This window comes from Coleofasciculus sp. C1-SOL-03, from assembly GCF_040220555.1.
In the GTDB taxonomy this organism is placed as follows: Bacteria; Cyanobacteriota; Cyanobacteriia; order Cyanobacteriales; family Coleofasciculaceae; genus Coleofasciculus.
The window spans coordinates 42,890-56,724 of sequence record NZ_JAVJUO010000131.1 but is presented as its reverse complement, the minus strand read 5'-3'; the positions used below and the strand labels follow the sequence as shown (position 1 = coordinate 56,724).

Genomic DNA, 13,835 nt, shown 5'->3' with positions numbered 1-13,835 from the left:
GTGCCAAACCTTAGGTTGAGTCTGCTGTAGGGAGTTGGTGAGGGGAGGGAACAGGGAATAGGGAATAGGGAACAGTAAAACATGTCCTAACCTGTCCAGGTAGCGGCTATAAATGACCGAGAAGTCTAAATCGAAGACTATCGATAGAGTAGATTGTTATACTGCCACTGGGAGATACTATTCAAGGGAAACTCGATAACCACTCATGCAGCCCACCGACGCCAGCAAATTTACCGACAAAGCCTGGGAAGCGATCGTTAAATCCCAAGACGTTGCCCGCCGCTGTCGCAATCAACAGCTAGAAGTTGAACATGTGGCGATCGCACTCTTGGAACAAGCGGGGTTAGCCGCCCGGATTCTGTCGCGGGTGTCGGTGGATGTACCTCGGTTTCAGCAGCAGTTGGAGGCTTTCGCGAATCGCCAAGCTAAGGTGAATAATGTAGACCAACTCTATCTGGGGCGAGGCTTGGATATTATGCTGGATAATGCCGAAGCTGCCCGCGTCGCCCTGCAAGATGATTATATTGCGGTTGAGCATTTACTTTTGGGATTAGCCGTCGATGAACGCATCGGACGCCGCTTGTTTAAAGGGTTTGACCTGGATAGTCCCAAACTGGAAGCCGCGATTAAGGCGATTCGGGGGTCGCAAAAAGTTACCGATCAAAGTCCAGAATCCCGCTACGAAGCGCTACAGAAATTTGGGCGGGATTTGACCGAACAAGCTAAAGCGGGGAAACTTGATCCGGTCATTGGACGGGATGAAGAGATTCGTCGGGTGGTACAAGTCTTATCCCGCCGTTCCAAAAATAACCCCGTGTTAATTGGCGAACCCGGTGTCGGTAAAACCGCGATCGCCGAAGGATTGGCACAACGGATTATTAATGGAGATGTACCCGAATCCCTCAAGGAACGCCAGTTGATTTCCCTGGATATGGGCAGTTTAATTGCTGGGGCGAAATATCGGGGGGAATTTGAAGATAGACTCCGCGCCGTGTTACGGGAAGTTACCCAGTCCGATGGGCATATTGTCCTATTTATTGATGAATTGCATACGGTTGTCGGTACCGGATCAGGTCAAGGGACTATGGATGCCGGGAATTTACTCAAACCCATGCTAGCGCGGGGGGAATTGCGCTGTATTGGTGCCACCACCTTAGATGAGTACCGCAAGCATATTGAAAAAGACGCCGCCTTAGAACGACGGTTTCAACAGGTACTGGTGCGACAACCGACAGTAGAAAATACGATCTCGATTTTACGGGGACTTAAGGAACGCTACGAAGTTCACCATAATGTCACGATTACCGACTCCGCCTTAGTCGCCGCCGCCACCCTATCCAATCGCTATATTAGCGATCGCTTTTTGCCCGACAAAGCCATTGATTTAGTCGATGAAGCCGCCGCTAAGCTGAAAATGGAGATTACCTCCAAACCCGTAGAACTCGAAGCCATTGACCGCAGGCTGATGCAGCTAAAGATGGAAAAGCTATCCCTAGAAGCCGAAAGTCAGCGTCAGGGTGTCGCCGCCGTCAGTAGTGCTTATCAGTCGTCTCAGGAACGGTTAGCCCGGATTGAGCAAGAAATAGAACAACTCGAAACCAATCACCAACAGCTTAACGGACAATGGCAATCAGAAAAACAACTCCTCGAAGAAATTAACGACCTGAAAAAAGAAGAAGACCAACTCCGGGTTAAAATTGAGCAAGCCGAACGTGCCTATGATCTGAATAAAGCCGCCCAACTTAAGTATGGACAATTAGAGGTACTCCAGCGCGATCGCGAGGCAAAAGAAACGATGATGCTGGAACTCCAAGCAAAGGGTTCCGCCTTACTCCGAGAACAAGTCACCGAAGCCGATATTGCCGAAATTGTCGCCAAGTGGACAGGAATTCCCGTAAAACGGTTGCTGGAGTCAGAACGCCAGAAACTCTTACAGCTAGAAGGACATCTGCACAAACGAGTGATTGGACAAGGGGAAGCCGTAGAAGCCGTCGCCGCCGCCATTCGTCGCGCTAGGGCGGGAATGAAAGATCCCGGACGCCCCATTGGTTCCTTCCTGTTTTTGGGACCCACAGGCGTGGGCAAAACCGAATTAGCGCGGGCTTTGGCACAGTTTCTCTTCGATAGTGAGGAGGCATTAATCCGGATTGATATGTCCGAATATATGGAGAAACACGCCGTTTCCCGCTTGGTGGGTGCCCCTCCCGGATATGTGGGCTATGAAGAAGGAGGACAACTCACCGAAGCCATTCGCCGCCGCCCTTACTCAGTCGTATTGCTAGATGAAGTAGAAAAGGCACACCGGGACGTATTTAACATTTTATTACAAGTCCTTGACGACGGACGCATCACCGACTCCCAAGGGCGAACCGTGGATTTCCGGAATACGATTATTGTCATGACCAGTAATATTGGCAGTGATCATATCCTCAATGTAGCGGGAGATGATGCCCAGTATGAGGAGATGCGAAAACGGGTAACCGATGCCTTAAGAAAGCAATTTCGTCCCGAATTCGTCAACCGTGTCGATGATATCATCATCTTCCACACCCTAACCCGCAAAGAACTGCGGCAAATTGTCGAGATTCAACTGCAACGAATTGAACGGCTACTAGCAGATCAGAAAATCTCCATTGACCTATCTCCAACGGCGCAAGACTATATCGTCAATGTCGGATATGATCCAGTCTATGGGGCGCGTCCCCTAAAACGGGCAATCCAACGGGAACTCGAAAACCCAATCGCCACCAAATTATTAGAAAACACATTCAGCGCAGGGGATACAATCCATGTCGATTGTGCCGATAACATCCTCACCTTTAGTAAAAAGGAGACAGTCAACTTACCAGAACCACAATCGGTACATTGAACCAAACCCCTGACCAATTCCGCCAATATGCAGTTATAATTCGGCAGAGGGGCATCTTGACTCGTTCGTAATTGCGCTTATAGTTGCGCTTGTAGTTGCGCTTTAGCGCCGGTCATCACGTCAGAACCGACCACAAACCCATAAACAAACCGCTTATCACCTAGGCAAACGTGACTTTTAACCCTTAACCCGTCATGTCCCTGAACCTCACCGTCGCGATTCCCACCTACAACGGCGGAAGCCGACTCCCCCAAGTCCTCGAACAACTGCGCCGCCAAACCGGAACAGAATCAATTCGCTGGGAAATTATCGTCATTGACAACAATAGTACCGACAACACAGCCGAAATTGTTAAAACCTATCAAGACAACTGCTTTCCCGACACTCCCCTACGATACTGCATTGAAGCCAGACAAGGCGCAGGATATGCCCGACAATTAGCCGTCAAAGAAGCCCAAGCCCCCCTAATCGGCTTTTTAGACGACGATAACATTCCCGCCTCCAACTGGGTAGCCGCCGCCGTTGACTTTGCCCAAACCCATCCCCAAGCCGGTGCCTATGGCAGTCAAATCCACCCAGACTTTGAAGTACCGCCCCCAGACAGCTTAAAACCCATCTTACCCTTTTTAGCGATCGCCGAACGCGGTGACCAACCCTTTCGCTACGAACCCCGCAATAAGTTATTACCCCCGTCAGCCGGATTAGTCATCCGCAAACAAGCGTACCTCGACAGCGTTCCCCGTCAACTAATTTTAACCGGGAGAATTCAGGGGAATATGTTGACAGGCGAAGACTTAGAAATGTTATGTTATATGCAGCTCAACGGCTGGGAAATTTGGTATAACCCAGCCATGGAAATCGACCATAAAATACCCCAGAAACGCTTAGAACGAGACTATTTAATCCCCTTTATGCGCGGCATTGGACTCAGCCGTTTTGTCACCCGCATGTTAAGTGTCAAACCTTGGCAACGCCCCTTAGCTTTTGTTGCCTATACCGTTAACGATTTGCGTAAACTCATCATTCATCGCCTTAAATATCAGGGGGGAATCCAATCCGATTTAGTCGCTGCTTGTCAATGGCAACTCGTTTTGAGTAGTTTAGAGAGTCCATTCTATTTATACAAAAATGGCTATTTTAATCGCCAGAACCAAATCATTACCCTGAAAGGCAAGTAGGTGAGCATAAATCAACTCACCCCTCAATCCTGCTTGATTAAGGCGAGCAGGGGGAGCAGGAGAAAAAAGGGAATTGTAGGGGCGGGTTTTACTACTAACGTTTACTTTAACACCCTAATATAACTAAACCCGCCCCAAAAGATTACCAGTATTCTGCGACCAATGACATAAGACCAATGACGCTTAAAATCCCAATCATCCTATCTTGATGAGAGAACTAAATTCTCTGTGTAATCAGTGTCAATAAGCTCTCACCTCCCTACCCCTATCTCCCAAATAAATCCGTGAAATCAGTGTTTTGACCAATGACCAATGACCAAACAATGTCTATAGACTTCACCGTAGCGATTCCCACCTATAATGGTGCCAGCCGTTTGCCGAAGCTGTTGGAGAAACTGCGACAGCAAACAGATTTAGACCAGATTTCCTGGGAAATAATTGTTGTTGATAATAACAGTAGCGATAATACCATCCAAGTGGTGCAGGACTATCAAGAGAATTGGCTACTTGGTGTTCCCTTAACCTATATCCTCGAACCGCAACAGGGTGCCGCTTATGCCAGATTACGGGCGGTACAAGCGGCGCAGGGCGAACTAATTGGATTTTTAGATGATGATAACTTACCCAATCCAGACTGGATAGCCCAAGCCTATTCATTTGCCCAGGAACATCCCCAAGCGGGTGCATTTAGTGGACAAATTCATGGGGACTTTGAAGTCGAACCGCCGGAAAACTTTCAACGCATCCAAGCCTTTTTAGCGATTCGAGAACATGGTTCTACCCCGCATCAATTTGAACCGCAAAATTTAAGATTACCCCCAGCAGCTTCATTAGTGGTGCGGAAAAAAGCCTGGTGTGAAACTGTGCCATCGCGTCCCACATTAACAGGTAAATTACCGGGAGTGATGATACAGGGGGATGATTATGAACCCTTACTGTACATGTACAAAGCCGGCTGGGAAATTTGGTATCATCCCGATTTGCATACCTATCATCAAATCCCCCACTGGCGATTAGAACGGGAGTATTTACTCTCTATTTCACGGGGGTGTGGGTTAGCTACCTGTCAACTGCGAATGATTAATGCCACTCCTTGGCAAAAACCTGTGATTTTTATCCGAACGCTGCTTGGTAACTTGCGTCGCCTGATTAGCTACATTATTATGTATCGATGGCAGGTAAAACGGGATCTGATTAAGGCTTGTGAGCTGGAGTTTTTTTGGGGGGGCTTTCTCAGTCCTTTTTATTTATGGAGAAAAAATATATCTAATTAATCGAAGTTAATTATGCCAGTAATTTCTGTAATTATTCCCGTTTACAATGCTGAAGCAACCATTCGCGAAACAATTCAATCGGTTTTAGAGCAAACCTTTTCAGATTTTGAACTCATTGTTATCAATGATGGGTCTCAAGATTCAACCTTAGAGATTGTTTCTAATATCCCTGATCCTCGAATTAAGGTATTCTCTTATCCCAATGCAGGTCCCCAAAAAAGCCGTAATCGGGGAATTGAAAAAGCAATCGGTGACTATTTAGCATTTCTCGACGCCGATGATCTGTGGACAGCCGATAAGCTAGATGCCCAATTGCAGGCACTACAGGCGCATCCTGAAGTAGCCGTGGCGTATAGTTGGACAAATTGGGTCGATGAAAAGGGTCAATTTTGGCGTCGAGGGACTTATATTAGTGCTAGTGGTGATGTGCAGGCAAAGTTATTGTTGATTGATTTTATTGGCAGTGGTTCTAATCCATTGATCCGCCGCCAAGCCCTGGAAAAAGTGGGTAATTTTGACGAATCACTAGTAGGCGGTCAAGATTGGGATATGTGGCTACGATTGGCAGCCTGCTATCCATTTACTGTGGTGCAAAAACCGCAAGTTTTATATCGGAAATCTCTGACCTCTAATTCCTGGTCGAATAACGTTGAACGCCAGGAAAAAGGGTTTAAAAATGTGATGGCTAAAGCCCTGGATCAGGCTCCTGAATCGATAAAATCTCTGAGGAGAGATATTGTTTCTAACCGTTATAAATGCTTAGTTGTTGATGCTTTAGAACGACCATCTAGTCGTCAACGGGGATTAACCGCCGCTCGGTTTCTCTGGATAGCACTTAGTAATGATCTGTCTCTTCTCCAAGCACGAGTACTGGTGAAAGTGGTGTTGAGAATGACGATTGTAACTCTCTTACCTCCCCAGCAGGCACAAGCGTTGCTCGCTAAGTTGGGCAAGTTGGCTGAGGTTCATGCTTTATATGGATACCTGCGTTCAGACCCGTCCTGACTGTCCCTAAAATTGACACAAGGAGCAACATAACTATGCCGTTGGTATCGGTAATTATTCCAGTTTTTAATGGCGAAAAAACAATTAGAGAAACCATTGAATCGGTATTACAGCAAACCGTTGCTGATTTTGAACTGATGGTGATTAATGATGGATCTACTGATAACACCTTATCCGTCATTTCCCAGATTAAGGACTCCCGTTTAAAGGTTTTTTCTTATGCCAATGCTGGTTTAGCCGCAAGTCGGAATCGGGGGATTTCCCAAGCCACCGGAACGTATATCTCCTTTATTGATGCCGATGATCTGTGGACAGCGGATAAACTAGAAGCCCAAATCAAAGCGTTAGAAGCGAATCCGCAAGCGGGTGTGGCTTATAGCTGGACGGATTGGATTGATGAATCCGGTCAATTTTTACGTCCAGGGGGTCACATTATAGCTAATGGTAATGTTTATGATAAATTGCTTTTGCGAGATTTTATAGAAGGGGGGTCTAATGTTTTAGTTTTAGCCAAGGCATTTGCTGAAGTCGGGGGCTTTGATGAGTCACTCAATGCAGTAGAAGATTGGGAAATGTGGTTGCGTCTAGCGGCTCGCTATGAATTTGTTTGTGTCCCTTCTGCCCAAATTTTATATCGCATTTCTCCTAACTCCATGTCTACAGATGTTTGGAAAATGGAGGCGGCTAGCTTACAGGTGATTGAACGAGCCTTGGCTCAGTCACCTGAACCCTTGGATTATCTGAAACGGCAGGTTCTGGCAGAACGGTACAAGTATTTTACCTTTAAAGCGATTGAAGGTCGTTTGGAACGGCGGCGTGGATTAACAGCGATGCGCTTTTTTGGGCAAGCGATAATTAATGATCCGGTTTGGTTGCTTAGACCCAAGATAATCAGTATTGTTCTGTTGAAAATTGCTTTGGCGACGATATTCCCGTCTCAACTGGCGTATGCTTTACTCAAAACAGTGAAACGGTGAGGGTTGATGGTTCATGGTCGATTGTTCATGGTTCATTGTCTGCCCCATCTGTGCTGCAAAATCTGATCGTAGATTCCTTCTAACTTCGTGGTATTATGCTTTAAGTTAAATTTCTGCTCGACTTGTTGGCGTCCCGCGATCGCAAACTGTTTTCGGAGTTGTTCGTTGTTGGCTAAGGTCAGGATATTCTCAGCTAGGCCTTGCCAGTCTTTTTCGGCAGCCAAGAAACCGGTTTCGCCGTGGATAATCGCCTCCGGAATTCCGGCGTGAATGGAACTGACGACGGGAACCGCCATGGCTTGGGCTTCGAGTAGGGTTATCGGTAGCCCCTCACAATTGTGGCGACTGTCGGTAACGCTGGGGATACAAAGTAACATCGCTTGATTCAGCCAATCCCGAACCCCATCCGAGGGTTGTGCCCCTAAAAAGCGATAGCGTTTCAGGGCATGGGCAGCTTGTTGTTCTAGGGTTGAGCGTAGTCCACCATCACCAATAACCACCAGTTCGATATCGGGTCGTACTGATTGTACCTGAGCCATTGCCTGAATTAAATACTGACACCCCTTTTTTTCCACCAGTCGCCCCACAAATAACACCACTGGCTGACGTGACGGGTGGGGCTGAGGGGCAAATTTATCCACATCAATGCCAATGTAGTGAACGATAATCTTGTCCGGGGGACAGCCTTTTTCAATCAGTTTCGTGCGAATAAATTCAGACACGGCGATACAACAGTGCGCTTTTTTGAATAAATGCCGTCGCCGCCAGAAATACACACGGGTTAAGGGATGGGGACCAAACATGTCACTCAGATCATCGCGGGTGTCCTGATTAACCGTGATATCGTAGCCATGAAAGGTGACAATTAGGGGAATGTTCAGCCGTTGCCTCATAGGTAATGCCCAAACGCCATCGGGTCCAAAATGAGCATGAATGAGGCGGGGTGAGAGTTGTCTAAGGCGACGAAACCAGTCCGGATAGCCTAAGCCAGTGATCACAAATAAGAGTTTGCGTCTTAGGGTGAGTTTTGCCATCTCGCTGAGAACGAGGGTTCTCTGGGCAGGTAGGGGATAGTTTCTGCCGCGACACCGGGATGTTCCAACGTAGAATCCGGTGTAGGATTCATAGTTTTCCACTTGCGCGGGAATAAATGTTTCCGAGTAGGGTAGGAGCGTGTCTCGGTAGATAATAATGTTGTTGTTCATACAGGGGTGGCGGTGGGGGAGATGGGGGAAGTATTTTACATTTAGCACATATTCAGTTAGAATTCAGGCAACTTGCTACCACTGGGTCTTGCTCCTTGGGACTTTCATGTCCTAATAGATAGTTGATGAGTTTCAGGTTATTTCCGAAAAACCTGTTCTGTCATTTCTTTAGGGTAAATGTACTTCCAATCTAGGGAAACGCTCACTTTCTGAGTTTTCCCGCCTTGTCCCTTGCGAAATAAACGATTCCATAACTCCTTCGTTAACAAGGCATTAAAGCAATGTATCAGGGAACGCTTCCTATACCAACCGTCGTCAAACAGTTGCCACGGGCTTCAGTTCAATGGGTAAATCACTTGAGAAATGCGTACAAGCACCAGATTGCCCAGATTCATCCGACTCCGATTATAATTTTAGGGCATCAAAAGTCGGGAACAACAGCGATCGCAGCTTTATTGGGTCAAATCTCTGGTCAGTCTGTTACCATTGACCCCTTCCACCACATTGACCTCAAAGCCCATCTGCGGCAGCAACTCTTTAACCAGGAACTGGCGTTTGATGATGTGGTACAAGCCCACAAGTTCTATTTTTCGACGCCGATCATCAAAGATCCCAATTTTACATTTCTCTATGAAGATGTCAAGCCCTGTTTTCCCCAAGCCACCTTCGTTCAAGTGATGCGTGATCCCCGGCAGATGATTCGCAGTGTCCTGAATCGACTGAAACTTCCGGGAAACTTACCAGCCTTGGAGGGTAACTGGTGTAAACAGTTGCAAAAAATGCCAGCCAAGGGTTGGTCTCTGATGTTGGCGGGGGATCTTCCTCACGTCGAGGGCAGTAATTACATTGAACGACTCGCTCACCGCTGGAACTGGGCAACGGATACCTATCAAGCTCACCGGGATAAGATTTATCTTATCCGCTATGAAGATTTTGTCCAGGATAAGACGAACACCATTCGTGATTTAGCCCTACGGGTGGGATTAAACCCAATTCACGATATTTCCGATCAGGTTGATATTCAGTATCAACCCCGTGGCAACTATCGGGTGAATTGGTTAGAATTCTTTGGCAAGGATAACTTGCAAACGATTGAAACGATTTGTGGAACTCGGATGCAGTCCTTCGGTTATCACCTATCCCCACCGCCCATCACGTCTGATGCCACCAGCGATAAAGTTCCTGATTTTTCAGGTTTGGCAGCCGCGTTTGCTTAGACCTGTCTTTATTGTATCGGCTCCTCGGTCAGGGTCGAGTTATTTGTATGAAATTACTCGACGCCTACCAGAGGTTTGGTCGTTTGATAAGGAGAATGATCCGTTATGGTTTCAGTTTTTTCCCTATCAGCGATTATCTGTACCCACCGATTATATTTCGCCAGCCGAATGTACCCCGGACATGATTAAAGCGTTTCGCCGGGAACTGTTAATCGAAAACCTACGCCATCGCCGCCCCTCTCGCTGGCGGGATGGCTTTAATTATGGTTTACTCAGGAAACCGGTGCGCTATTTGGAGAAAACGGTTGCCAATTGCTTTCATTTAGAAGCGCTACAGCTGATGTTTCCGGATGCTTTATTGGTGCATCTGGTTCGTGATGGTAGAGCCTGTGTTTCTTCAATGATGGAGGGTTGGCATTCGGGGGTTTTCTGGAAGCGCCCGTTACCGTTTCCCGAAGGTGCGACGATTTCCCATTGGTGTTATCCGATTCCACCGGGTTGGCAAACGGTGGTTCACCAGTCATTAGCCGAGATTTGTGCCTGGAGTTGGGTGGAGCATAATCGTTATGTGCTGGAGTGGGAACAGGCGAATCCCGATTGGCAGAAGCGGTTGATGCGAGTTGCTTATGAAGAGCTTTTAGCTGATCCCCAGGTGGTATTGGAGCAGTTTTGTCAGTTCACTGGATGGGAAATGTCCCCGGAGAGTCTTCAGTATATCCAGGAGGGGCGTCTCAGTTGGACTACGGTTTCCCAGCCGCAAGCGGATAAGTGGAAACAGAAGAATGGGCAGGCGATTAACCAGGTGATGCCTATTATTGCGCCGATGATGCGGGAGTTGGGGTATGGGGTTTAGGGTGTCGGGTGTCGGGTGTGGGGTGTCGGGTGTGGGGTGTCGGGAAAAAAATTGAACTTTAACTCCAGTATTTAGGGTTTGAGGAAAGTGTCATCTGTGTTTTTGTCAATACTTAGTCATAATTTTTATCATAAGTTTAACAAAATACATGCGTCCAAGGGGATATTGGGCTTTTGTTGAGACCTGTACCTGATTGGAAAGTTTAAACCGCTGAAGGGGGAAAGAATAGTTTAAGTTATCAGAACTTGACAACTTCCCCCGCTTCCAGACGTAGCATGCTACGTCTCTACATCCCCATCTCCCTCACCGTCCCCAAGTGCGGAGATCCGTATTCTCTAACGGGGGCTATCTGTTCCCCCAAGAAGCGGGCGATCGCACACAATCGTACTGAAGAACCGAACCATTACAGAGTGTCACCTATGACTGTACTAGAACAGGGACAAATTACGATTCATACCGAGAACATCTTTCCGATTATCAAGAAGTCGCTCTACACCGACCACGAAATCTTCTTGCGGGAATTGGTCTCCAACGCCGTGGACGCCATCCAGAAGCTGAAGATGGTGTCCTACTCTGGGGAAGTTGATGGGGATGTGGGGGAACCAGAAATTACCATTTCCCTGGATAAAAATAACCAGACTCTCTCCGTCTCTGATAACGGGATTGGCATGACGGCGGAGGAGGTGAAAAAATACATTAACCAAGTCGCCTTCTCCAGCGCCGAAGAGTTTATCCAGAAATATCAAAAAGACGCTGACCAGCAGATTATCGGTCACTTCGGCTTGGGATTTTATTCCTGCTTCATGGTGGCAAAGAAAGTCGAGGTTGATACTCTATCCTACCAAGCCGGTGCTGAGGCGGTGCATTGGTCTTGTGATGGCTCTCCCCAATTTGAACTGTTGGAATCGTCTCGCAAAGAACGGGGAACCACCATCACCCTGACCCTACAGGATGAAGAAGTCGAATATGTCGAACCCGCCCGGATTCGTCAACTGGTGAAGAAGTACTGCGACTTCATGCCTGTACCGATTAAGCTCGATGGCGAGGAACTGAATCAGCATAAGGCACTGTGGAAACAATCACCGCAAAACCTGAGCGATGAGGATTATTTAGAATTTTATCGCTATCTGTATCCGTTTCAGGAAGACCCGCTGCTGTGGGTGCATCTGAAGACAGATTATCCTTTCTTGTTGAATGGGATTCTCTATTTTCCCAAACTTAAACCCGATGTGGATGTGACCAAGGGTCATATTAAACTGTTCTGTAATCAGGTGTTTGTCAGCGACAACTGTGAAGAAGTGATTCCTAACTTCTTGATGCCGTTGCGCGGGGTGATTGATAGTCCCGACATTCCCATCAATGTCTCCCGTTCTGCCCTCACCAATGACCGGACGGTGCGCCGGATTGCCGATTTTATTGCCAAGAAAATTGCTGACCGCCTGAATCAGCTTTATAATGAGCAACGGCAAGACTATATCCGCTGCTGGCAAGATGTGGGGACGTTTGTTAAGTTTGGTTCCCTGAATAACGACAAGTTCAAGAAACAAGTCGAAGATATCATTATCTATCGCACCACCTATTCTGGGGAATCCGCAAGCCAAGCAGAGACACCAGAGGTAGAAGTGCAGTCCCAAGAAGACGATGCTTGGCAAGAGGTGAGTTCAGCCGCCGCGAATCAAGATGAACAGGGACGGACTTACACCACGCTGAAAGAGTATTTAGACCGCAACAAAACCCGGCACGAAAACCACGTCTTCTACTGCACCGACGAAGCCGCCCAAGCGACGTATGTGGAACTGCACAAGAATCAGGGGTTGGAAGTCCTTTATATGGACTCGTTTATCGACACCCACTTTATTAGTTTCCTGGAACAGGAATATTCCGATGTCAAGTTCTCCCGGGTAGACTCGGAGTTAGATAATACCTTGGTTGACCAAGACAAGGCGGCGGATATCGTTGACCCCAAAACCAATAAAACCCGCAGTGAACTGATTAAGGAGTTATTTGAGAAAGCGATAAACAAGCCCAAGGTTAACGTGAAAACCCAGGCGCTGAAATCCGATGACCCCCAAGGGACACCTCCAGCCATGGTACTACTCCCGGAAGCCATGCGACGGTTGCAGGATATGACCGCCCTATTGCAGCAGCAAGCGGCGCAGTTTCCGGAGGAGCATATTTTAGTGGTGAATACGGCACATCCCTTGATTGAGAATTTAGTGGAGATTAGTCAGGGGAGTATTGTCCAAGGGGTAGGTCAATCCCCCAGTGGAGAACTCGCCAATCAAATTTGCCAACACGTCTATGATTTGGCATTAATGGCGCAACGGGGCTTTGACGCCAATGGAATGAAGGCGTTTGTGGAACGGTCGAATCAGGTGTTGACGCGGTTGACTGAGCGTTAGATACCGTAGGGGCGCATAGACGTGCGCCCTTTATCAACCTGACGTGCGCCCTGCACTGACGTTTTAGGTGTCAACTTAAGCTAGATTCCATGTTCCCTGTTCCCCATTCCCTGTTCCCTGTTCCCTGACGAATGACCAAGATATGATGGAGTACGGACTATCATTTAGAGGCTAGTTATGTCACGCAAATGTCAACTAACGGGAAAGAAGGCAAATAACGCCTATGCCATCTCCCACTCTCACCGCCGCACCAAAAAATTACAGCAAGCTAACTTGCAATCGAAGCGGGTATGGTGGCAAGAAGGAAATCGCTGGGTGAAGTTGAAACTTTCGACCAAGGCGATTAAGACGCTGGAGAAGAAGGGATTACAGGCGATGGCAAAGGAAGCAGGGATTAATCTCCATCATTATTAAATCCCCGTGGGGAAGGTGGGGAAGATGGGGAAAGTAGAGTATTGTGTAGGGGCGGGTTTGACTATTATCGTTTCTTTCCTCACCCAGATGCAACTAAACCCGCCCTGAGTTGGTGTCAGAATTGGAACCCTGTTACCTTTATAGGTTGGACTCTGGGAACGTAGGCAGAGCCTTCTTATCGAGTAACCCGACGCTATGTTAGCCTGTTGGGTAACGCTTACGCTCTACCCAACCTACAAGAACTTCCCCATCTCCCTTAACCAATGACAAAGGACGAAGGACAAATATCCAACAGGATGATCACTTTTCTCGCCAAAGTGGGTAAGCTAGGCTTAGTAACTCACTGATGAGACGAAGTGTACCGTAGAGTACAATCGGATTAAGCCAGGGTGATCGGTGAGAACTGCGTCTGAAATAGGTCAAATAATTCTATCGCCAGAG

General features: G+C 47.5%; 10 protein-coding genes. 9 read left to right on the top strand and 1 reads right to left on the bottom strand.

The genetic code is table 11. The features are described 5' to 3' along the window. The first annotated feature begins 205 nt into the window (after positions 1-205). The 5 genes from clpB (at position 206) to RIE73_RS20445 (ending at position 7,303) form a co-directional block, all read left to right on the top strand. Entirely contained in the window at positions 206-2,869 is a 2,664-nt protein-coding gene (clpB, locus tag RIE73_RS20465) for an ATP-dependent chaperone ClpB (RefSeq protein WP_446402931.1), read from the top strand. A gap of 194 nt (positions 2,870-3,063) precedes the next feature. Then, entirely contained in the window at positions 3,064-4,047 is a 984-nt protein-coding gene (hpsE, locus tag RIE73_RS20460; RefSeq protein ID WP_446402930.1) for a hormogonium polysaccharide biosynthesis glycosyltransferase HpsE, read from the top strand. A gap of 323 nt (positions 4,048-4,370) precedes the next feature. Next, entirely contained in the window at positions 4,371-5,321 is a 951-nt protein-coding gene (gene hpsE / locus RIE73_RS20455) for a hormogonium polysaccharide biosynthesis glycosyltransferase HpsE (protein WP_446403052.1), read from the top strand. Positions 5,322-5,333: 12 nt separating this feature from the next. After that, a complete protein-coding gene (locus RIE73_RS20450; protein ID WP_446402929.1) occupies positions 5,334-6,326 on the top strand; it encodes a glycosyltransferase in 993 nt (330 codons plus the stop codon). A 35-nt stretch (positions 6,327-6,361) separates the two neighbouring features. Then, entirely contained in the window at positions 6,362-7,303 is a 942-nt protein-coding gene (locus RIE73_RS20445; RefSeq protein ID WP_446402928.1) for a glycosyltransferase, read from the top strand. A 32-nt stretch (positions 7,304-7,335) separates the two neighbouring features. Here RIE73_RS20445 and RIE73_RS20440 read toward each other — a convergent pair whose 3' ends face one another. Continuing rightward, positions 7,336-8,508, bottom strand: a complete 1,173-nt coding sequence (locus RIE73_RS20440; RefSeq protein WP_446402927.1) for a glycosyltransferase — start codon at positions 8,506-8,508, stop codon at positions 7,336-7,338. A 281-nt stretch (positions 8,509-8,789) separates the two neighbouring features. Here RIE73_RS20440 and RIE73_RS20435 point away from each other — a divergent pair, with 281 nt between their 5' ends. The 4 genes from RIE73_RS20435 to rpmB all read left to right on the top strand — a co-directional run bounded on the left by RIE73_RS20435 (position 8,790) and on the right by rpmB (position 13,394). Beyond that, positions 8,790-9,725, top strand: a complete 936-nt coding sequence (locus tag RIE73_RS20435; RefSeq protein ID WP_446402926.1) for a sulfotransferase family protein — start codon at positions 8,790-8,792, stop codon at positions 9,723-9,725. After that, entirely contained in the window at positions 9,670-10,578 is a 909-nt protein-coding gene (locus RIE73_RS20430) for a sulfotransferase family protein (RefSeq protein ID WP_446402925.1), read from the top strand. Before RIE73_RS20435 ends, RIE73_RS20430 begins: the two co-directional genes overlap by 56 nt. Before the next feature lie 419 nt (positions 10,579-10,997). Beyond that, a complete protein-coding gene (gene htpG, locus RIE73_RS20425) occupies positions 10,998-12,980 on the top strand; it encodes a molecular chaperone HtpG (protein WP_446403051.1) in 1,983 nt (660 codons plus the stop codon). A 177-nt stretch (positions 12,981-13,157) separates the two neighbouring features. Next, positions 13,158-13,394, top strand: coding sequence for a 50S ribosomal protein L28 (gene rpmB, locus RIE73_RS20420; RefSeq protein ID WP_446373370.1), 237 nt, complete (start codon positions 13,158-13,160; stop codon positions 13,392-13,394). Positions 13,395-13,835 lie beyond the last annotated feature (441 nt).